This window comes from Thauera mechernichensis (assembly GCF_029588855.1).
Taxonomy (GTDB): domain Bacteria; phylum Pseudomonadota; class Gammaproteobacteria; order Burkholderiales; family Rhodocyclaceae; genus Thauera; species Thauera mechernichensis.
The window spans coordinates 148,095-165,785 of sequence record NZ_JARQZE010000001.1 but is presented as its reverse complement, the minus strand read 5'-3'; the positions used below and the strand labels follow the sequence as shown (position 1 = coordinate 165,785).

The 17,691-nt window shown below is 67.5% G+C and carries 28 protein-coding genes and 1 other RNA gene; 26 read left to right on the top strand and 3 right to left on the bottom strand.

Features of this window, described 5'->3' with window-relative positions; translation table 11 throughout:
• Position 1 precedes the first annotated feature (1 nt).
• Positions 2-1,081, bottom strand: a complete 1,080-nt coding sequence (locus tag P7F68_RS00890) for an HD domain-containing phosphohydrolase (protein WP_002942966.1) — start codon at positions 1,079-1,081, stop codon at positions 2-4.
• 86 nt (positions 1,082-1,167) lie between these two features.
• Positions 1,168-2,412, bottom strand: coding sequence for a nitronate monooxygenase (locus tag P7F68_RS00885; protein ID WP_002924652.1), 1,245 nt, complete (start codon positions 2,410-2,412; stop codon positions 1,168-1,170).
• Positions 2,413-2,592: 180 nt separating this feature from the next.
• Between P7F68_RS00885 and ssrA the strand changes: the two genes are divergently transcribed.
• Positions 2,593-2,920: a transfer-messenger RNA gene (gene ssrA, locus P7F68_RS00880) on the top strand.
• A gap of 325 nt (positions 2,921-3,245) precedes the next feature.
• Here ssrA and P7F68_RS00875 read toward each other — a convergent pair.
• The gene (locus tag P7F68_RS00875; protein WP_277829897.1) at positions 3,246-3,788 is read right to left on the bottom strand and encodes a phage repressor protein; all 543 of its coding nucleotides are present in this window, start codon (positions 3,786-3,788) and stop codon (positions 3,246-3,248) included.
• A 348-nt stretch (positions 3,789-4,136) separates the two neighbouring features.
• On the opposite strand from P7F68_RS00875, the gene P7F68_RS00870 reads away from it, so the two are divergent.
• The 25 genes from P7F68_RS00870 (at position 4,137) to P7F68_RS00750 (ending at position 17,686) form a co-directional block, all read left to right on the top strand.
• Positions 4,137-4,532, top strand: a complete 396-nt coding sequence (locus P7F68_RS00870) for a helix-turn-helix domain-containing protein (RefSeq protein ID WP_277829895.1) — start codon at positions 4,137-4,139, stop codon at positions 4,530-4,532.
• Between the two features lie 23 nt (positions 4,533-4,555).
• Complete coding sequence (locus P7F68_RS00865) at positions 4,556-5,002, top strand: hypothetical protein (protein ID WP_002930524.1); 447 nt, start codon at positions 4,556-4,558, stop codon at positions 5,000-5,002.
• Entirely contained in the window at positions 4,995-5,318 is a 324-nt protein-coding gene (locus tag P7F68_RS00860; protein WP_002930525.1) for a hypothetical protein, read from the top strand. The genes P7F68_RS00865 and P7F68_RS00860 overlap by 8 nt, the downstream gene beginning before the upstream one ends.
• Positions 5,311-7,617: a DDE-type integrase/transposase/recombinase gene (locus P7F68_RS00855; RefSeq protein WP_277829892.1), complete on the top strand. Its 2,307-nt coding sequence runs from the start codon at positions 5,311-5,313 to the stop codon at positions 7,615-7,617. The genes P7F68_RS00860 and P7F68_RS00855 overlap by 8 nt, the downstream gene beginning before the upstream one ends.
• Before the next feature lie 15 nt (positions 7,618-7,632).
• A complete protein-coding gene (locus P7F68_RS00850) occupies positions 7,633-8,379 on the top strand; it encodes an AAA family ATPase (protein WP_157354551.1) in 747 nt (248 codons plus the stop codon).
• The gene (locus tag P7F68_RS00845) at positions 8,379-8,603 is read left to right on the top strand and encodes a hypothetical protein (protein ID WP_002930528.1); all 225 of its coding nucleotides are present in this window, start codon (positions 8,379-8,381) and stop codon (positions 8,601-8,603) included. The genes P7F68_RS00850 and P7F68_RS00845 overlap by 1 nt, the downstream gene beginning before the upstream one ends.
• Positions 8,593-9,219 carry a hypothetical protein gene (locus P7F68_RS00840; RefSeq protein ID WP_037984714.1) on the top strand — a complete coding sequence of 209 codons (627 nt, stop codon included), beginning with the start codon at positions 8,593-8,595 and terminating at the stop codon, positions 9,217-9,219. Before P7F68_RS00845 ends, P7F68_RS00840 begins: the two co-directional genes overlap by 11 nt.
• Positions 9,216-9,560: a transcriptional regulator gene (locus P7F68_RS00835; RefSeq protein WP_002930532.1), complete on the top strand. Its 345-nt coding sequence runs from the start codon at positions 9,216-9,218 to the stop codon at positions 9,558-9,560. The genes P7F68_RS00840 and P7F68_RS00835 overlap by 4 nt, the downstream gene beginning before the upstream one ends.
• Entirely contained in the window at positions 9,553-9,798 is a 246-nt protein-coding gene (locus tag P7F68_RS00830; protein WP_277829882.1) for a hypothetical protein, read from the top strand. The genes P7F68_RS00835 and P7F68_RS00830 overlap by 8 nt, the downstream gene beginning before the upstream one ends.
• On the top strand, positions 9,798-10,718 hold the full coding sequence (locus tag P7F68_RS00825) for a hypothetical protein (protein ID WP_277829880.1): 921 nt from the start codon (positions 9,798-9,800) through the stop codon (positions 10,716-10,718). The genes P7F68_RS00830 and P7F68_RS00825 overlap by 1 nt, the downstream gene beginning before the upstream one ends.
• Positions 10,715-11,170, top strand: coding sequence for a hypothetical protein (locus P7F68_RS00820; RefSeq protein ID WP_157354553.1), 456 nt, complete (start codon positions 10,715-10,717; stop codon positions 11,168-11,170). The genes P7F68_RS00825 and P7F68_RS00820 overlap by 4 nt, the downstream gene beginning before the upstream one ends.
• 1 nt (position 11,171) lies before the next feature.
• The gene (locus P7F68_RS00815) at positions 11,172-11,669 is read left to right on the top strand and encodes a host-nuclease inhibitor Gam family protein (protein ID WP_277829874.1); all 498 of its coding nucleotides are present in this window, start codon (positions 11,172-11,174) and stop codon (positions 11,667-11,669) included.
• The gene (locus P7F68_RS00810) at positions 11,669-11,806 is read left to right on the top strand and encodes a hypothetical protein (RefSeq protein WP_277829872.1); all 138 of its coding nucleotides are present in this window, start codon (positions 11,669-11,671) and stop codon (positions 11,804-11,806) included. The genes P7F68_RS00815 and P7F68_RS00810 overlap by 1 nt, the downstream gene beginning before the upstream one ends.
• Positions 11,803-12,039, top strand: a complete 237-nt coding sequence (locus P7F68_RS00805) for a hypothetical protein (protein WP_277829870.1) — start codon at positions 11,803-11,805, stop codon at positions 12,037-12,039. The genes P7F68_RS00810 and P7F68_RS00805 overlap by 4 nt, the downstream gene beginning before the upstream one ends.
• Positions 12,040-12,174: 135 nt before the next feature.
• Complete coding sequence (locus P7F68_RS00800) at positions 12,175-12,465, top strand: HU family DNA-binding protein (RefSeq protein WP_277829868.1); 291 nt, start codon at positions 12,175-12,177, stop codon at positions 12,463-12,465.
• A gap of 163 nt (positions 12,466-12,628) precedes the next feature.
• Positions 12,629-13,090 (top strand): phage protein GemA/Gp16 family protein, encoded by a 462-nt coding sequence (locus P7F68_RS00795; protein ID WP_277829866.1) that lies wholly within the window; start codon positions 12,629-12,631, stop codon positions 13,088-13,090.
• Positions 13,090-13,542 carry a Mor transcription activator family protein gene (locus P7F68_RS00790; protein WP_002930552.1) on the top strand — a complete coding sequence of 151 codons (453 nt, stop codon included), beginning with the start codon at positions 13,090-13,092 and terminating at the stop codon, positions 13,540-13,542. Before P7F68_RS00795 ends, P7F68_RS00790 begins: the two co-directional genes overlap by 1 nt.
• A 70-nt stretch (positions 13,543-13,612) precedes the next feature.
• Positions 13,613-14,065, top strand: a complete 453-nt coding sequence (locus tag P7F68_RS00785) for a DUF4124 domain-containing protein (RefSeq protein WP_277829864.1) — start codon at positions 13,613-13,615, stop codon at positions 14,063-14,065.
• 230 nt (positions 14,066-14,295) lie between these two features.
• Complete coding sequence (locus P7F68_RS00780) at positions 14,296-14,970, top strand: BRO-N domain-containing protein (RefSeq protein WP_277829862.1); 675 nt, start codon at positions 14,296-14,298, stop codon at positions 14,968-14,970.
• Positions 14,971-14,973: 3 nt separating this feature from the next.
• Positions 14,974-15,183 carry a hypothetical protein gene (locus P7F68_RS00775; RefSeq protein ID WP_002930562.1) on the top strand — a complete coding sequence of 70 codons (210 nt, stop codon included), beginning with the start codon at positions 14,974-14,976 and terminating at the stop codon, positions 15,181-15,183.
• A 293-nt stretch (positions 15,184-15,476) separates the two neighbouring features.
• Positions 15,477-15,992: a glycoside hydrolase family protein gene (locus tag P7F68_RS00770; protein ID WP_002930563.1), complete on the top strand. Its 516-nt coding sequence runs from the start codon at positions 15,477-15,479 to the stop codon at positions 15,990-15,992.
• Positions 15,989-16,519 (top strand): hypothetical protein, encoded by a 531-nt coding sequence (locus P7F68_RS00765; RefSeq protein WP_277829856.1) that lies wholly within the window; start codon positions 15,989-15,991, stop codon positions 16,517-16,519. The genes P7F68_RS00770 and P7F68_RS00765 overlap by 4 nt, the downstream gene beginning before the upstream one ends.
• Complete coding sequence (locus P7F68_RS00760) at positions 16,516-16,914, top strand: hypothetical protein (RefSeq protein WP_002930566.1); 399 nt, start codon at positions 16,516-16,518, stop codon at positions 16,912-16,914. The genes P7F68_RS00765 and P7F68_RS00760 overlap by 4 nt, the downstream gene beginning before the upstream one ends.
• Entirely contained in the window at positions 16,911-17,186 is a 276-nt protein-coding gene (locus P7F68_RS00755; RefSeq protein WP_002930567.1) for a hypothetical protein, read from the top strand. The genes P7F68_RS00760 and P7F68_RS00755 overlap by 4 nt, the downstream gene beginning before the upstream one ends.
• Entirely contained in the window at positions 17,186-17,686 is a 501-nt protein-coding gene (locus P7F68_RS00750; protein WP_277829849.1) for a DUF1804 family protein, read from the top strand. Before P7F68_RS00755 ends, P7F68_RS00750 begins: the two co-directional genes overlap by 1 nt.
• Positions 17,687-17,691: the final 5 nt, after the last annotated feature.

The window sequence follows — 17,691 nt, the reverse complement described above, 5'->3', positions numbered from 1 at the left end:
GTCAGGCAACCGCTGCGCTTTCGTGCTCGTCCTGGAAGCGCTGGCGGATGAGCTGGACTTCGTCCCATGACTGCAGGAAGACGTCGACGCAATTGGGATCGAAATGGCTGCCGCGACCCTCGCGCAACAGGCCGATCGCTCGTGCGAGCGGCCATGCGGGCTTGTAGGGGCGTTCCGAGGTGAGTGCGTCGAACACGTCGGCCACCGCGACGATGCGCCCTTCGAGGGGGATGCTGTCGCCTGCAAGGCCTCGCGGGTAGCCGCTGCCGTCGAACTTCTCGTGGTGAGTGAGCGCGATGGTGGCGCCCAGGCGCAAGATGCTGGAGGACGACTCCTTGAGAATGTCGTAGCCGATCTGCGGGTGGCGTTTCATGACTTCGAATTCATCGGTAGTCAGCCGCCCCGGCTTGAGCAGGATCGTGTCGGGGATCCCCAGTTTGCCGACGTCGTGCATCGGTGCTGCCATCAGCAGGTCCTGGGCAAATGCGTGGCCGTGCCCAAGGCGCTCGGCAATGAGCGCTGAGTAGTGCGACATGCGCTGGATGTGGGCGCCGGTTTCGGGGTCGCGGAACTCTGCGGCGCGTGACAGGCGGGTGATCGTCTCGCGTTCGCGGTCTACGATTTCGGCAGTGGCTTTGCGCACCTCCTCTGCCAGGGTCTCGGCGCGCTGGCGGGTGGCAAGATGCGCCTCGCGCAACTTGAGCATGTTGCGCACACGAGGCTCGAACTCGTGCCCGTCGATCGGCTTGGTGAGAAAGTCGTTGGCGCCGCATTCGAGCGCTTCGTAGCGCACGCTGCGCTCGTGGCTGGCGGTGACCATCAGGATCGGCAGGTCGTCGGCGCGGCGGTTGGCGCGGATGCGGCGGATGAATTCCACGCCGTCCATCGCCGGCATCATGTAGTCGACGATGATCAGGTCGGCCTCGTTCTCGAGGCACCAGGTCAGCGCCTCGATGGGGCGCTCGAAGGTGTGGGCCTGCGTGCCCGGCAGACGGTCGACGAGCTTGCCCATCAACACAAGGTTGAGCGGCGTGTCGTCGACGACGACGACTTTCATCGGAGCGGATTCGCGACTGTCCATGGTGGCAGTATTGGTCTCCACAGCCGTCCCGCCGAGGAATTAGTTCGCACCGCGGGCATCGTCGAGGCGACTGCCCGCGCGTACGCTCAGTCCGGCAGCGCGATCCTGTTGTCAGTGCTGTAGAGATAGTCGTTGAAGACGTGCTCGGCACTGAGCAGGCGGTAGTCTCCATTGTCGTCCAGCGAGGACGTGTCCTTGAGCCTGTAGGTGTAATGACCACAGGTCCAGCAGTCGAAGTTTCGCATGTGGGTGCACAGACAGGTCTTGTCGAACACCTTGACCTTCTTCGCGTCCGGGTGAGCAGCCACCTCGCGGTTGTAGGCCTCGATGTACTGGCAGTTGCCGCTGGAGTCGAGCAGGTAGCCGTAAGCCTCGCAGTTGGGGCGGATCCCGGAGCCGATTGCCGGACTACTCTTGAGCATACGCATCGGATAGCCGGTGGGCGAGATCTGGTTGACCTCGATCTCGTCTTCCTTGGCCTTGAAGTAGTCCTGCTTGACCTCGTCGGGCAGGCCGCACTCCTTGGTTACGGTGAAGCGAGTCGCGACCTGGACCGCGCTCGCTCCGGCCTCGAGGAAATTCACCGCGTCCGTGCCAGTGAAGATGCCGCCGGCCGGGATCAGCGGGATGTCGAGCTGCTGCTCGCGCAGCCAGTCGGTGATCTCGGCGACGATGGCAGCAAGGTCGTATTGCGCCCAGTCCATGCCAAAGCCGAGGTGGCCGCCGGCGAGCGGCCCCTCGACCACTACGTAGTCGGGCATGCGGCCAGTGCGTGCGCTCTTCTTCAGGAACAGCTGCAGCGCGCGCAGCGAGCTGACGATGATGCCGAGCTTGACGTCCTTGAAGCGGGGATGGTCCTCGATCAGCGCAAAGGACCCCAGATGCAGGCCAGCCGCCAGGGTGATGCCGTCGATGCCGTGGTCCATGGCCGTGCGCAGGCGCACCCGGAGGGTGTCCTTGGGCGCGTTCATGGTCAGCTTCTCCATGCAGTTGATGAACACCATGCCAGGTCCGCGCTTGCGTTCCATGGTGCGCGCGACATGGGTGGCGGTGGCTTCGGCAATCAGGCCAAGATCGAACTGCACCACCGACTTGTCGGCGTTGGCAACGTTGAACTTGTACTGCTGCAGCTTGTTCTTGACGTACTTGGTGTTGTAGCGACGATCGGACACGGTCGGGAGCATCGCGTCCGAAATGTGACCGACGCCACCTAGCCGGGCTGTTTCGAGCGCGAGGTCGGCTGTGGAAATGTCCACGCCCATGCCGCCCACCATGATCGGTACCAGTTCATCGGCGCCCAGTCGCAGGCGAAAGTCATCTACGCGCTTCATCGAATCGTGTCCGCTTTGTCGGAAGTCCGCCATTATCGCTCTTCCCGGCCTCCGGGCCCAGCGTTGCGTGAGGCTTCCGATGCGCGACGTAGCGGCGGTTTGGCCGCGAGCCCGTGTTTCCCGCGTCCGCCGTGCTGCGGGCGGGGTGTGGCATCCGCTTACAAAAGCGTGAGGCGTTGAGCGGGCTCAGGCATTGAATGCGTGAGCCGAACTGCGTACCATCACGGTCATGGTTGTAATCCCGGCAATCTGGAGGCGTTCTGGACAGGGGTTCGATTCCCCTCACCTCCACCCAAGGGCATTCGGGAGTGCGTTTGGGTGGGGGTGTACTGGTTTCGACAGGGCGGGCAAAAGTGAGCAGGCAACCCGAGAGGCGACGGACGTAATCCGCGCAAATCCATAAACGCCAACGATGAGCGTTTCGCACTGGCCGCTTAAGGTCTATGCCGAGGCTGCTTGAGCCTTGTTACCAAAGAAAAGCCGGTGGGGACTTCGGTCCCCATCGTCACGTCTACGACACGGCTTTTCGCGTCGGCGCCGACCGATGTGTCGACGCCTTCGACATCACGGCCCTTCGTGTCGATTATTCGCGGTTACGACGACAGGTGTGGGGGGGTGATCGTTTTGGCACCGGGGGAGAAGTGAGGCGGCGAGGCTGAAGGGCAAGCGTGGCGCGGGATTCGGGGCGACGGGAGCGGTTGGCCAAGTTGGCGCGGAATTTGAGCGGAACGCGCGAGCGCCGAGCAGGATTGCGCAGAAATTGGCACCGGAACGGCGGCGCGGTGAGCGGGAATGAGAGGGGGTGTGGATAAGTCCACGCCCCCTTTTTGCGTTCACCGCACCAGGTAGAGGTTGGCTGCGGCGCGGACGGCCTCGAGGCGGGCGAGGATGTCGGGCTGGCGGGCGGCGAAGTCGTGCCAGGCCTCGACGACCTCGAGCATGCGGGCCGCGACCTCGGCGCTGACGGGCGCCTTGAGGTGGTGCTCCATGGTGCGCAGCAGGGCGAGGAGCATCTGCAGGCGGTCTTCGTCGGTGGGGTCGGTGAGCCTGCCGGCGCCCGTGCGTGCCCCTGGCGCCGGGGTTGCCGTCGCCGCCACCGTGGGCGCGCCGGCGGCTGCGGGCCCCGCCACGCCTGAAGGCGAGGGCGCTGCGCTGGCTGAGTGGCGCTCGTCGGCATCGATCACGTTTGGCGCCCCCACGCGCTGACCACGCCCTGGTGCTTGCTGGTAGTCCGCGAGTCCTGCTGGTGCTTTGCGGAACGCCACCGACCTGATCGCCCGCGCGCGGTTCACTTCTTCTTCGGTTACGACCTCACCACGCATGTGGCGGCGGATCAGCTTGAGCAGCTCAGGCGGCGGCACATATTCGCGCTTCACGCCGGCCTTCCCCCCTTTTGCGTGGACTTCTCTGAACTGCCAACCCTCGCGCTCGACAACCTTGCGCCAGCCGCGATCCGTGAGCGCGGCGCCAGGCAGCTTGATTGCCGACAGCTCGGAACACGAAAACCATTTTTGCTCGGAACCTAGTTGTTCCGAGCATGCGGGCTGTTCCGAGCTATTCATATCATTCCCATCCATCTGTTTATAAAGAAAATAGTTGCGGAGGCTGTAGCGCAGATCAGTCCCTGCGTGGAGTTGCAGAGCTGGGAACAGTATTTCCCTTGTTGACGTGTTCCACACAGGGCCTTACAGTTCCGACATACACGCAAACGCAAGGAAATAGACATGAACGCAAAGACCCCAAAAATCAAGGACTGGGATAGCCACGCGATCCCCGCCGAGCTGCGCCGCCGAGGCCTCACCTTTGCCGACCTGGCGCGCGCCGAAGGCGTGAATTGCCGTGCGGTGCGCCACGCCCTCTACAACAGCAGTCCGAAAAACGAACGCCTCATCGCCGATGCGCTCGGCCTGGACCCCGCGCAGATCTGGCCCAGCCGCTACACCGCCGAATGCATTGCCGCCAACCCCTGGCGCCGGGCTGCCCTGGCCAGCGTGGGGCACCCGGCGGCCCTCCTGCCGCCGCCTGCAGAACACACGGAAACCCGCGTTACTGCAGGACATTCTAGCGGCAGAGCTAAGGGGCGCAATGTCCGCGACGCTGACAGCCGCGCCACCGCATGAGCAGGGTGGATGAGGAGATGACCATGGCACGCCATGCCGACATCCACACGGGCGACCTGTTTGCGCTGTTGCCGCAGCCGGCGGAGCAGACGCCGGGCAGCCAGTGCTATGGGGTGGAAGTGGCTCACCTGGTGAGTCAGGCGCTGGCCGGCGCAGGCTGCGATCGCACGGATGTGGCCGCACGCATGAGCCGCCTGGCCGGCCGCGACGTTTCCAAGTACATGCTGGACGCCTGGAGCGCGGAGAGCCGTGAGGCCTACAACATGCCGTTTTACCTGGCGCCGGTGCTGGAGGTGGCGTGCCACACCCACTTGCTGACGCAGTGGCTGGCGGACCGCCGCGGCTGCCGCGTACTGGTGGGCAAGGCGGCGCTGGATGCCGAGATCGGCAAGCTCGAACGGGTGCGCGACGAGGCGGGAAAGAAGATCCGCGCACTCAAGAGCGCACTGGGGGAGATGGGCGATGCGTAAGACCCACTACACCTGCCGCGAGTTGGCCGAGCTCAAGCTGCCTGATTGCCCAACCACAGATGAAGGTTGGCGGCTCACCGTCTCTCGTGAGGGGTGGCCGTGCATTGAAAGCAAAGGCCGTGGCCGCGGTGGCGTTCGCCGCGAATACGCCCCTCCTCCGCGCATCGCTGCACTGATCGCCGGTGAGCCGGCAGCGTGCATCGGTGTGACCAAGCGCAAGCACCGCGAGACTGAGGTCACGCTGACATTGACGCTGCCCGCGAGCAAGGCGGCAGCGCTGCTGCAGTGGCTGAATGGGCGAGGCGATCATGCGTAAGACCCACTACGCCTGCCGCGAGTTGGCCGAGCTCAGGCTGCCTGATCTGCCAGGGTCCGAGCGTGGCTGGCGCAAGCTCGTTGACCGCGAGGATTGGTCCTTCCGCGAGGTGCCGGTCAAGGGCGGAAAGGGTGGCGTCGCCCGCGAATACGCCCCCCCGCCCCGCATCGCCAAGCTGATCGACCGTGCCGAGGGGATCATCGCCGCCGGCGAACGCGCCCTGCGCGAGCACGCCGTGGTGGCGAAGGTGCGCGCAGACGTGGCCGAAGAGGCGCGCATTCGCCGGCAAAAGGGCGAGCAGGCGCTGAAGGCGCTGGCGGCCAGCCTGACCGAAGGGCAGCAACAGCGCTTTGATGGTCGGTGGGGCATCGTGCAGGGTTGGGAGGTGTGGTTCGTGCAGGCCCAGCCGATCAAACGCAAGCGCGGGCAGGAAGTGTTCTGCAGCCTCTACAACGCCGGCACGCTGCCTCCGCTGCCGCAGATCACCGAGGCGGTGCGCGAGGCGTTCCCAGAGATTTCCGGGCGATCGCTGGCGCGCTGGGAATCCAAGTTCAAGAAGGAGGGGTTAGCCGGACTGATCGACAAGCAGGACGGCGCGCTGATGCGCGGTGTGAACGTCTTCACCAAGCAGCCGACGTTGCATGAAACCACCCTGGCGCTGATCAAGGCGCGGCCGAACATCATGCCCCACGACCTGCACGCGCTGCTGGCCAGTGCGGCGGTGGACCCCGAGACGGGTGAGATCCTGTTCGAGGCACCGAGCTACGACGCGACCTACCGTTTCCTGAAGAACTGGCAGGAGAAACACCCGGAGCTGCTGACCGCGCTGACCAGCCCGGACGAGTGGAAGAACCGCTGCATGAGCGCGGTGGGCAACGCCAGCGAGGACGTGGTGCGGCTGAACCAGCGCTGGGAGATGGACGCCACGCCCAGCGACTGGATGCTGACCGACCCCGAGACGAACCAGAAGCGGCGCTACACCTGCTCGGTGGTGATCGACATCTACAGCCGGCGGATGCTGGTGGTGTTGAGCCGCACGCCGAAAGCGCAGACGCACATGTTCTGCCTGCGGCTGGCGTTACTGGCGTGGGGCGTGCCCGAAGAGATCGTTACCGACAACGGGCAGGACTACAAGGCGCGCGAGTTCCAGATGGCGCTCGAGGCGCTGGGCATCAAGCAGCGGGTGACGGCGCCCTTCTCGCCCTGGCAGAAGCCGCATGTCGAGCGCGGCATCGGCGTGATGCTGCACAGCATCCTGGAGCTGCTGCCGAACTTCGTCGGGCACAACGTGGCCGAGCGCCAGGCGATCGAGTCGCGCCGGGCCTTCAGCGAGCGCCTGTTCCAGAAGGACACCGTGGTCGAGCTGGACATGACGCCCAGCACCCTGCAGGGCCACATCAATGACTGGCTGCAGGGCACCTATGAACAGCGCCCGCACGGCGAGACGAACGAAACCCCGTTTGCCCGCGCCGCGGCCTGGACGGGAAAGGTGCGCCGCATCGAGGACGAGCGCGCGCTGGACGTGCTGCTGGCCCCGCTGGCGGGCGTGCGCACCCTGCAGAAGAAGGGCATCGCGGTGGATTCGGGCTGGTACGCCGCGCCGGAGCTGTTCTCCCTGGTGGAAGTAGGCACCGAGGTGACGGTGCGCGAGACCGAGGACTTCGGCGCCGTGGTGGTGCACCAGGACGGCAAGTTCATCTGCGTGGCGATCTGCCCGGAGCGCAAGGGCGTGAGCCGCAAGGAACTGGCCGCACACGTGCGCAACGCCCAGGCCAAGCGCGTGAAGGAAGACAAGAAGCGCATGGGTGCCGGGGCGAAGGTGGACCCCGATCGCATGGTGGGCGAGCTGCTGCGCCGGAAGGCCGCAGAGGCCGGGAAGCTGGCCACGCTGCCGGCGCGCGGCGCCGAGGCGCATCGCAGCGAAGGGCTGCAGGAGGCCGGCAAGGCTGCACGGCGCATCGACCATGGCCGCGAGGCGGCACCTCTGGCGCCCGAGCTGCAGCGCCGCCTGGATGCGCGCCGCGCCGAGCGCGACAACCCGCAGCCCGTGCCCGAGCCCGAACAGAAGGTGGTGCACATCCCGGAGACGCCGGAGCTGCGCTTCCGCAAGTGGCTGGAAATCAACGCAATTGCAGAAAGGGGAGAGGTGATCGACGAACCGAAGTTGCAGAAATGGTGGGGGATGTACCCGCAGTCGTCGGAGTTCGGCGCGCTGATGCGCCGGCACCAGACGGCTGGAAACAACTCGGGCACGACGGCGGCAACCGTCGTGCCCGTCAGAACCGCAAACGGAGCTTGAGTCCCGATTATGAAGATGAATGAACCCTTGAACAAGGCGCTGCCGGGCGGCGTGGTGCCGATCGCCTCGCTCGACCTAGTGAGCGTGGCGCTGGAAGCGCTGATGACGCGGCATGCCAACGTGGCCGGCATGGGCGTGCTGTATGGCCCGCCGGGCCGCGGCAAGAGCATGGCCGCCGGCGCCATGGTGGCGCAGTACCGCGCGTACTACGTGCAGGTGCGCCGGGTTTGGAGCGTGAAGGTGGTGCTGCAGAAGGTGCTGCTGGAGATGGGTGTGGCGGCGCCGAACAAGGCCACCACGGCCGATCTGCTCGACCTGATCACCGCGCAGCTGGCCAAGAGCGGTCGCCCGCTGATCCTGGACGAGGCGGACTACCTGATCCGCAGCGACAGCCTGATCGAGACGGTGCGCGACATCTACGAGGGCAGCAAGAAGCCGGTGCTGCTGGTGGGCACCGACGAGCTGCGCGTGGGCCTGCGGCGCTGGAAGCAGATGCACAGCCGTGTTTACCAGTGGGTGGAAGCCCCAGCGGTGAGCCTGGCGGATGCGGTCAAGCTCGCCACCGTGTATGCGGCCGGCGTGCAGGTGGCGCCGGATCTATTGGCGGAGATCGTCGCGCGCGTCGATGGGTCGGTGCGCTACACCTGCGTGAACCTGGCGCGCATCCGCGACGAGGCGTTGGTGAGCGGTGAGGACGAGATGACGCTGGCCAAGTGGGGCGGGCGCGGCATCTACACCGACGAGAGCGAGGGGGTGGTGTGATGAAGGCCAGAGACCTCATCGAGAAGCTCTCAAGCATGCCGCCCGATGCGCAAGTTGAGATCAAGACGGCGGATCGATGCCTCGGGGTTGCGAAGGTAAAAGAAATGCGCATTGGAACCGCGGTCGTTAAGGCTGGCGGCGTCATTGAGATTGACGATGCCGTGCGTGACAACAGTTCGGCCGTCGTGTGGTTGGTTGCGGAGGGCTGGCACCGTGTCTCGTAAGCCCGCGCACCTCGAAATGACCGGCGGCAAGAGCCCGCGCCAGCGGGTGTGGGAGGCCATCCGCACGATGGCCGATCGTGAGGGCGGCTTCACCACCACCGACCTCACCCGAGCCAGCAAGGTCGGCCTGCCGCTGATCAGCGAATACATGAAGGCACTGGTGGCCGGCGGCTTTCTGCGGCGCGAGGACCGGCTCCGATTCGGCGCGGCACACCGTTACTGGCTGGTGAAGGACGTGGGCCTGGAAGCGCCCCGGTTACGCCGAGACGGCACCGCAGTCACACAGGGGCGCGGCAACGAGGCGATGTGGAACGCAATGCGCCACTTCCTGCCGACGTTCGACTTTCGTGAGCTGGCGGCCTATGCCTCGACGCCGGATCACCCGGTGTTCCCGGAGACGGCCAAGGCCTACATCGGCGCGCTGCATGCCGCCGGCTACCTGGACGAGGTTGCGCCGGCCAAGCTCGGCAGCAGGCCGATCGCGGCGCGTTACGCGTTGCGCCACGAGATGAAGACCGGCCCGCGCGCGCCAATGGTGCAACGCACGAAGGTGGTGTTCGACCCCAACCAAGGGCGCGTGGTGTGGCACGAAGAGCCGAGTTGGGAGGAGACATGAGTCTGACTGCTCTCACGCACGAAGCGCGTGCGCGTGCGCTCTCGCTGATCCGAGAAGAGGTTAGCACCAGCAGCAAGGCGGCCGTGGCGATGCGCCTGGGCTATTCGCGCCCGGCTGTATCGCGGCTGCTATCCGGCACCTACGGCGACCCCGACCAGTTGCTGCGCGCCGCCTTGACCGTGCTCGATTCAGTGGCCTGCCCGCACACCGGCCGTGAAGAGCCCCGCGCCTTGTGTGCCGAACAGGCCCGCTGCGAGCCGCCGACCCACAACCCGTTCCGCCTGGCGCACTGGCACGCATGCCGCCGCTGCGCGCACTTCGAGGGGAATCGAGATGAATGATTTTTTCGACTGGCTGCACGACGCCGCCGAGCGCGTCCTGCCCATGGTCTGCGCCTTTGGCCTCGGCGTGGTCATCGCCCTGGAGGCGGGCGATACAGAGCGCGAGACGCTGCGCGCCGCAGTTGTGTCGCTGGCCGACCAGGTCGAGCACACCCGCATTGCCTGCGGCGCCCAGCCCGACCCGGACGCGGTGTCCGCCGTGCTGGCGGCGGCACGCATGCAGGAGGTGCAGCCGTGATGACCTTCACCATCGCCGCCGAGATCCTCAAGTGCATCGCCGGGCACGACAGCAAGCGCCCGGCGCGTGCCGACGACGTGGCCGCCCTTGTCGGGGGCGACGAGCCCGCCTACTGGGCCGCCATCGAGCACCTCAAGGGCACGAGCCAGATCAACTGCGCCCACATCAAGCGCGGCGCCGACCCCGAGCCCTGGCTCGCCATCTGGCCCACCGGCGCCCGGGCTCGTATGGACTCGTGGCACGAGCTCAACGCCCGCGGCCACTTCTCGCCCACGCGCACATTCACCGCACAGCGCCTCCCGCAATCCATCGCAGCGCGCCGCGCTGCCCAGGAGATCGAAATGAAGCAATCGCCCACCGCCACCCAGCAACGGCGCCAGAAGATCGCCGACCTCGTCGCCGGCCGCCCCCTCGCCGAAGGGCTGCCCCTGAAGGCGATCGCCGCCGAGCTCGACATCGGCGTCGAAGGCGTGCGCCACCTGATCAAGAGCATGCTCGGCGGTCAGCGCGTCGCGCTCGGCAAGTTGCCGAAAGACCATGGCCACCGCGCCTACGACCCGGCTGCAGAGCAGCCAACCGCAGAGGTCGCCGCCGGCGAGCCGTTCGCGGCCGCCGACACAGCGCCGGGCGCCGAGCCGGAACCCGAGGTGCTCCCGGCCCAAACCCTCGAGCCCGCAGATCTCTCCAGCGTCGCCGATTTCCTGGCCTCCGTATCCAACGCCCTCGGCGACATGGAACCCGATGACCCCGCGCCGCCTACTCCGCCGCAGACCAACCCCGCGCGCATCAGCTTCGCCTTGTGGGACGACGGGGGCTTATCCATCTACGACGGCGACGAGCTGCTGCAGATCGCCCCCGCAGATGTAGCCCGGCTCGCCCGTCTGCTCGGCGTGCCGCATGCATGCGAGGTGGCGGCATGATCCACTCAACCGCCACCCAGGGGATCCCAACGCTGGCGCAGCAGGTACAGGCCGCTAGTGCGGCCGCCCGCGCACAGGCCTGCGCCGCATTCTCCCGCGCCGCCCGATTTGGCCCCAGCTCATCGGTACCCCAGCGCCAAGGCGCGCTGCACCGCCAATGCATGCTCGCCGAACTGGCCGCGCGCGGCTCGCGCACCGTGCGCCAGCTGCGCGACGCAATCGCCTCTGCGCCCGTGCCGGGGACAAACCCCGACATCAGCCATAACGCGGTCGCCAGCCTGGCAGTGGACATGTACGACCGGCGCTGGCTGGGCCGAGCCCTGCCCAGCCGAACGAATACCCCAGTGGGCATGGGGCGCGCGGCCACGTACTACATCACCGACCTCGGGCGGGCTGCGCTGGCCGCCATGCGCGAGGCCAACACCACCCCCGCAACCACTGGAGACCACTGACATGGCCCGCAAACGCCTATCCGGCACCGCCCTCGAATCCTGGGACGAAGTCGACCGCTGCCTCGCTGAGATCGGCCGCATCGATCGCGAGCTCGCCCTGCTCGAAACCGCACAGCAAGAAAGCATCGACCTCATCAAGACGAAAACCAAGGCCGCCGCGGAGCCGCTGCAGAACAAGAAGCTGGGCCTTGAGATGGCGATCAAAGAGTACGCCGAGTCCAACCGCGCCGAGTTCATCAAGGCCAAGACGCGAGACCTCACGTTCGGGACTGTGGGATTCCGCCTCTCGACCAGCGTCGTCATCAAGCGCGTGGCCGACACCGTACAAGCGCTCAAGGACCTCAACTTGCGTGACTGCCTGCTGGTGAAGGAGTCCCCGAACAAGGAGGCCATGCGCGGCCTCCCGCTCGAGACCCTGCATGCCGTGGGCGCCTCGCTGAAGCAGGAGGATGCGTTCGGCTACGAGATCAAGCGCGAATGCATCCCGGAGGTGGCGTGATGGACAGCCTGATTCTCGAAGCTGTCATCCTCGGCGCCGCCTGCCTGCTCGGCCTTTACGCGATCGCCGAGAGCGTCAGCCGCGCCGGAAGCGAGATCGCGGCAGCTATCGCGCTCGTCGAAGAAGCCGACGAATGAATACGGCCGCTACCCCCTCCACGCTGCAGCTCAAGGCCAACAGCCGCGGCAGCTGGGCCAACGTCTGCAGCCTCAACAGCGCGCAGGTCGCGAACATCAAAGACGCCGCCCTCCAGCTGTGCCTGGCCGCCAACTGCGCGGTGAGCTTCAAGATCGCCGACGACCACGGCACAACCCTGCACAGCCTGGATGCGCGACAGCAGCCGCTCGCCTGGCAGGACCGTACGACCTAGCGTAGGCATGACCGCAGGAAACCGTCGGGCACATAACGGAACCAGCCGGCACGGATACAGCAAAGGCCCGCCTTGGGGAAACCCGAAAGGGCGCCGGGAACCGGCAACCCCTCACAACCAATGGAGCATCGCAGCATGAACAAAGCACAACTGATCGCCGCCATCGCCGCCGACATCAACCTGCAGAAGGTCGTCGTCGAATCGGTCCTCGAGTCCGCCGGCCGCGTGGTCGCCCAGCACTTTGCAGGCGCAGACGCCGGCATCGACGCCGATGTCACGCTGCCCGGGCTGGGCAAGCTGAAGACCACCCTGCGCGCCGCGCGCACCGGCCGCAACCCGGCCACCGGCGAGGCGATCCAGATCCCCGAGCGCATGGCGGTCAAGTTCGTGGCCGGTAAGGCGCTGGAAGACTGGATCAATCCGTAACCCGTCTTGCCCGAGGGGCTGCGCCGTTACTGCGGGCCCCTCCATCAAGCCGAGTAACCCCACGCCCAGGAGCCGATGATGCTGCAACGCCTCGCCGAACACCTCGCCGACCTGCTGCACGCCGCGCTGCTGTGGCTCATGCCCATTGATGAGGAGTGACGTCATGCCCCCCACCGCCCCCACCGCCGCACAGCGCATCGCCCTGCGCAAGCGCGCCATATTTGCGGCCGCTGGCAAGGCCGGGCTCGACCTGCGCGATGCGGCCGAGCGCGGGCGCATGGTGCGCGAGCTGACGGGCGGGCGCTGCGCGAGCCTGTCTCAATGCAGCCTGGCCGAGCTCAACGCCATCCTCGACCACCTCAACCGCGGCCGCGAGGGCTATGCCGGGCGCCGGCGGGTAACCCCCAGCGCCGAGCGCGCCCCCCTGCTGAGCAAGGTCGACGCGTTGCTGGCCGAGCTGCACCGCGTCACCGGCACCGTAAAGCCCCTGTCCTACGCCGACGGCGTGGCGCGGCGGGTGTGCAAGCGTTCCAGCCTGGATTTTTGCGATACCGATGACCTGAAGAAGGTGGTCGCGGCGCTGGCCACCACGCTGCGCCACGAGCTGTCCAAGCGGGTGCCCTGATGAGCCGGACCTCGCTCGCCATCCTCGAGACCGACCTGCCCGCCAGCGTGCGCGACCTGGTGCGCTGGGTGGGCTGGCGCGGCGCCATGGCGCTGATCCGCGAGATGCCGGGCGCGCGCATCTACAGCCCGATGCGCGGTCCGCACTGGTCTGCGCGCGCCGACGCCCGCTTTGCCCGCGTGGCCGAACTGGTGGGCGAGCGCAACGCAGAAAAGCTCTACGAGATCATTGCCGGCACCGCCTTCGAAGTGCCCAACTGCCGGGCGGCCCTGCGCCGCGCGCGCAATCGTGCGGTGCGCGCGAGCTTTGACGCGGGCGCGCCCGTGGAGGCCCTGTGCGTCGACTTCGGGCTGTCTCGCCGCCAGGTGTATAGCGTGCTCAAGGAGGCCGACGAGCCGACCGCCGAGACGCCGCGCCAGGCCGACCTGCGCGGGCAGATGGGGCTGTTCTGAGGGCATACGGCGCAGGCCGCGCCCGCCCGGCAATGGCAGAATCATGTTTTTGCATGACAGGGAGAACCGCATGAAACGCCACATCCTCCTCGCCGCCGGGCTGCTGGCGGCATCGGCCGCGCACGCGCAGGTGTACAAGTGTGTTGAAGACGGCAAAACGGTGTTTGCCGACAGGCCATGCGCACCCGACGCCAAGCCCATGCGCGGCCTCGGTGTGCCGCAGCAGGCCACGCACGGGCTGGGCGGTGCGCCGATCGACCGTGGCCGGCAGCTGTGCGAGGCCCAGGCCATACCTAGCCTTTCCGGGCTTTACGACCCATCGAGCGCCATCGTCGAGTCCACATCGGGTGGCACCATGGATGTACTGGACTACGAAGGCGCCAAGATTCCCGCCCGCACCTACCTGGTGCGCGTCAACGCCAAGAACCGTATGGGGGGCTATGTGGGCGCCAAGCCGGTGATCTGCTACACCAGCCCCGATGGCACGCGGCTGCTGAAGATCAACGCCGCGCTGCTGAATTGACACTGGTGCCAAATCGGGCGCAAACTCCGCTCCGGTGCTGATAACACCTTAACCGAAGCGGTCTCTGCGCCCGAAAGCGTGGCTTTTTTACGCCCATAGGTTTCCTATGGCCGGGCGTGCGACGAATAAAACACCCGTCAGGGGAATTAGTCCGCCTGTCTTCGGCAGGTTATCAGCGCCCGGCCGCCCCTCCGTTTTGGGGCGACTTCCCTGATAAGGAAACCGAAGCCATGTCTCACCAATCCCTCTCTGTATTTCAGTTTCACACCCATTCCCTACGCGTCTTCCCTACGGACGATGGCCTATCGTTCGTGGCCGTGGCGAAAGACGTAGCCCGCGCCCTCGGATATCGTGATGCGGCGAACTTTCTCCGCCAGGTCCCTGAGTCGCACCGGGGTACTCGCCAGGTGAGTACCCCCAGCGGAGTGCAGGAGATGCGAGTCGTCGACGAGGCGGGGCTGTACCGCGGCGTGCTGCGGAGCGAGAAGCCCGAGGCCGAGCCCTTCATGGAATGGATCACCGCCGAAGTCCTGCCCAGCATCCGCCGCACCGGCGGCTATGTGCGCGAGGGCGCCGCGCAGCTGGCCATGGCGCAGGAGCTGGGCGCGCTGCGCGACGAGCTGCGCACCCAGAACAACATGATCCTGGCCCTGTACGGCCAGCTCGACGGCGCCCGCCGCGGCCACGTGCGCGCGCTGACCACGCTGGCCGGCATCCACAAGCGCCAGGCCGCGCAAGAGGCCAAGGCGCTGGTGCTGACGCTGGAGGCTGCGGGCGTGCCGCGCGACGAGATTGCCCGGCGCACCGGCAAGACGCTCAACCACATCCGCCAGATCGTGCACCGCGACCGCCACGGCCGCGCCCCGCAGCAGGGTGCGCAGGGCGAGCTCGGGCTGGAGGGCTGAGCCATGATGCGCCACCTGGACCTTGCCGCCCTCAACGCCTTCAGCCGCATCCGCTCGCTGGCCGAGGCCGCCACCGCGCTGCAGGATGGCTGCGTGCCCGCCTCGGCAGAGCGCCGGCACGAGATCGTCTATGACCTGCTCGACACCATCGAGCTGCTGGCGCTGATCGGCGCCGCGCAGGCCGAAAACCCGCCCGAGGCGGCGCCGGCCTGACCCGCCCACTCCGCCCCACCCCCCGAGCCCCGCCCCGTGCGGGGCTTTGTCTTTACTGCGGGTGCAGCCCCGCACCCTGATCGAATTGCGCGCAAAACGCAGTATGGCGGCATGGCTGCCCCAACTGCACACCCCGCCCACTGCGCAAGCTGCGCGCGCTTCAGTCGCCCCGCTGCGGACCGGCTGGTGGCGGTGTCCGGGTTCGGGCGCTGCGCGCACCATGCGACGGGCCACTATGTGTCGCCCGCGGTGCGTTTTGGTTGCCGCTTCCACCCTGCGCGCTGGCGGGCGGCATGAGGCCCGGGCGCGTTGCGGTGGGCGCACTGATGCTGAGTGCGGCCGGGCTCGGCGGGCTGGTGGGCTACGAGAGCTACACGGGGCACGCGATACAGCCGGTGCCCGGCGACCGCTGGACCTACGGCTTTGGCTCGACGGTACGCGCGGACGGCACCGCAGTGCAGCCGGGCGACCGCATCACGCCGCCGGCTGCGGTGCGCCTGACGGTGGCCCACATTGGCCGCGACGAGCCCGCGCTGCGGCGCTGCTTCGACGGCGCCACGCTGCACCAGTGGGAGTGGGACGCGGTGGTGAAGCTGGCCTACAACGTGGGCCCGGCGGCGGTGTGCCGGTCGAGCATGCCCGGCAAGGCGAGGCGCGGCGAGTACGCCGAGATGTGCCGCACGCTGCTCGACTTCCGCCGCGTGCAGGGGCGCGACTGCTCGCTGCCCGAGCACAGCCGCTTCTGCGGTGGCGTGTGGCGCACCCGCCAGGCCGAATACACGCTGTGCATGGAGGGCTACCCGCAGTGAGCCCCGGTGTGAGCACGATGGCGCGCCCGTTTGGTATTGCGACCGTCCTGACGGGCGCGGCGCTGCTGCTAGCGCTGGCTGCGGGCCGCGTGGGCTACCGCATGGGCGCCGCCGGCACGGCCGAACTGCGCACCGCGCATGCGCAGGCGCTGTTTGCCGCCGCGGAGGGCGCCAGCCTGGCGTTGTACCAGGCGCAGCAGCGCGGCGACGCACTGACGCGCGAACTGGCCACTGCGCGCGAGACCGCCCACCAACTTACACAGGAGCGCACCCGCCATGTTCAAACCGTTACCGATGGCCGCGCTTGCCTCGGCGAGCCTGCTCTGCGCCTGCTCGACGGTGCCCCCGGTTTATCAATGCACGTGCCCCAGCCCGCCGGCGGCACTGCTGGCGCCGATGCCGGCCGCGTTGCCACCGATGCCGACGTCACCGGCTGGGCGCTCGGAGCCGGCGCGCAGTATGCCGAGTGCGCCCGCCGCCTCAACGCCCTGATCGATTGGCACACCAAAGAGGACCCTGCCCCGTGATCATCGAAATCAACTATCTCACCGTGCTCGTGCTGGCCGGCGTGCTGTCTGGAATCGGCGGGGTGCTGTGGGCGGCCGGGCGCAGCCTGCTGCAGCAGTACGGCAACCTGCTGCGCGACCAGTTGGCCGCGCACCGGCAGGACAGCCAGGCGCGCCAGGCCGACATCACCCAGCGCCTGGAGCATATCGAGCAGACGCTCGAGGGACACGCCGGCCGGCTCAGCCGGCTCGATGCCGAGCTTGCCCGTGTGCCCACCGATGAGGACCTGGAGAAGATCTACGCCCGCATCAACGCCTCGGCCACCGACCTGGCCGAGGTGAAGGGCACGCTGCGGGGCATCAGCGACAACCTGCGCACCTTGATGGCGCGCATTACCGAGCGGGGGCTGCAATGAGCACGATCGCCCAGCGTGAGGCCGAGCGCATCCGCCGGCAGGGCATTCTGAGCCTGCTCTATTTTGCGCCGGGCCAGTCGATGACGGCGCGGCGGCTGCGCGACGAGCTCGAGGCGGTGCATGGCCAAGTGGCCACGGTCGACCGCGTGCGCGCGGACCTGATCTGGCTTGCCGATGTGGGCCTGGTGGTGGGCAGCGGCGATGCGGCGATGCTGACCGAACGCGGGCGCGACGTGGTGCTCGACCGCAGCGCCATGCCTGGGGCGGCGTGATGGCCCACAGCGACGACACCCGCCGCGCCGTGCGCGCGAGCTTTGTGTTTGACCAGCTCACGCTCGAGGCGTCGGCCGCGCTGCACCAGGTGCCGGTACCCACCGCCAGGCGGTGGAAGGGCGAGGCGCGCCGTGCCGGTGACGACTGGGACAAGGCCCAGGCAGCGCAGCTGTTGGCCGGCGGCGGCATCGAAGAGATCGCCCGCCAGACGATGGCCGCGTTCATCCAGCAGGTGCAGGCGACGACAACTGCGCTGCAGGCCGACACCGATCTGCCGCCTGCCGAGCGGGCCAAGCTGCTGGCGAGCTTGTCGGACAGCTTCGCGAAGCTGATGGTGAGCAACCGCCGGCTGATGCCCGAGACGGACAGGCTGGCCGTTGCGATGGATGTGATCCAGCGCTTCGGCGAATTCATCGCCAAACGGCGGCCGGCGCTGGCCGGGGAGTTCGTCGAGCAGCTGGAGAGCTTCGGCGATGAGATCGCCCGTGCCTACGGGTAACCACG

What these genes read in the sequence shown, in the direction of transcription:
- P7F68_RS00890 (WP_002942966.1), bottom strand. Translation starts at nt 1,081, where the DNA reads ATGGACAGTCGCGAATCCGCTCCGATGAAAGTCGTCGTCGTCGACGAC.
- P7F68_RS00885 (WP_002924652.1), bottom strand. Translation starts at nt 2,412, where the DNA reads ATGAAGCGCGTAGATGACTTTCGCCTGCGACTGGGCGCCGATGAACTG.
- P7F68_RS00870 (WP_277829895.1), top strand. Translation starts at nt 4,137, where the DNA reads ATGAACGCAAAGACCCCAAAAATCAAGGACTGGGATAGCCACGCGATC.
- P7F68_RS00865 (WP_002930524.1), top strand. Translation starts at nt 4,556, where the DNA reads ATGGCACGCCATGCCGACATCCACACGGGCGACCTGTTTGCGCTGTTG.
- P7F68_RS00860 (WP_002930525.1), top strand. Translation starts at nt 4,995, where the DNA reads ATGCGTAAGACCCACTACACCTGCCGCGAGTTGGCCGAGCTCAAGCTG.
- P7F68_RS00855 (WP_277829892.1), top strand. Translation starts at nt 5,311, where the DNA reads ATGCGTAAGACCCACTACGCCTGCCGCGAGTTGGCCGAGCTCAGGCTG.
- P7F68_RS00850 (WP_157354551.1), top strand. Translation starts at nt 7,633, where the DNA reads ATGAATGAACCCTTGAACAAGGCGCTGCCGGGCGGCGTGGTGCCGATC.
- P7F68_RS00845 (WP_002930528.1), top strand. Translation starts at nt 8,379, where the DNA reads ATGAAGGCCAGAGACCTCATCGAGAAGCTCTCAAGCATGCCGCCCGAT.
- P7F68_RS00835 (WP_002930532.1), top strand. Translation starts at nt 9,216, where the DNA reads ATGAGTCTGACTGCTCTCACGCACGAAGCGCGTGCGCGTGCGCTCTCG.
- P7F68_RS00830 (WP_277829882.1), top strand. Translation starts at nt 9,553, where the DNA reads ATGAATGATTTTTTCGACTGGCTGCACGACGCCGCCGAGCGCGTCCTG.
- P7F68_RS00825 (WP_277829880.1), top strand. Translation starts at nt 9,798, where the DNA reads ATGACCTTCACCATCGCCGCCGAGATCCTCAAGTGCATCGCCGGGCAC.
- P7F68_RS00820 (WP_157354553.1), top strand. Translation starts at nt 10,715, where the DNA reads ATGATCCACTCAACCGCCACCCAGGGGATCCCAACGCTGGCGCAGCAG.
- P7F68_RS00815 (WP_277829874.1), top strand. Translation starts at nt 11,172, where the DNA reads ATGGCCCGCAAACGCCTATCCGGCACCGCCCTCGAATCCTGGGACGAA.
- P7F68_RS00810 (WP_277829872.1), top strand. Translation starts at nt 11,669, where the DNA reads ATGGACAGCCTGATTCTCGAAGCTGTCATCCTCGGCGCCGCCTGCCTG.
- P7F68_RS00805 (WP_277829870.1), top strand. Translation starts at nt 11,803, where the DNA reads ATGAATACGGCCGCTACCCCCTCCACGCTGCAGCTCAAGGCCAACAGC.
- P7F68_RS00800 (WP_277829868.1), top strand. Translation starts at nt 12,175, where the DNA reads ATGAACAAAGCACAACTGATCGCCGCCATCGCCGCCGACATCAACCTG.
- P7F68_RS00795 (WP_277829866.1), top strand. Translation starts at nt 12,629, where the DNA reads ATGCCCCCCACCGCCCCCACCGCCGCACAGCGCATCGCCCTGCGCAAG.
- P7F68_RS00790 (WP_002930552.1), top strand. Translation starts at nt 13,090, where the DNA reads ATGAGCCGGACCTCGCTCGCCATCCTCGAGACCGACCTGCCCGCCAGC.
- P7F68_RS00785 (WP_277829864.1), top strand. Translation starts at nt 13,613, where the DNA reads ATGAAACGCCACATCCTCCTCGCCGCCGGGCTGCTGGCGGCATCGGCC.
- P7F68_RS00780 (WP_277829862.1), top strand. Translation starts at nt 14,296, where the DNA reads ATGTCTCACCAATCCCTCTCTGTATTTCAGTTTCACACCCATTCCCTA.
- P7F68_RS00775 (WP_002930562.1), top strand. Translation starts at nt 14,974, where the DNA reads ATGATGCGCCACCTGGACCTTGCCGCCCTCAACGCCTTCAGCCGCATC.
- P7F68_RS00770 (WP_002930563.1), top strand. Translation starts at nt 15,477, where the DNA reads ATGAGGCCCGGGCGCGTTGCGGTGGGCGCACTGATGCTGAGTGCGGCC.
- P7F68_RS00755 (WP_002930567.1), top strand. Translation starts at nt 16,911, where the DNA reads ATGAGCACGATCGCCCAGCGTGAGGCCGAGCGCATCCGCCGGCAGGGC.
- P7F68_RS00750 (WP_277829849.1), top strand. Translation starts at nt 17,186, where the DNA reads ATGGCCCACAGCGACGACACCCGCCGCGCCGTGCGCGCGAGCTTTGTG.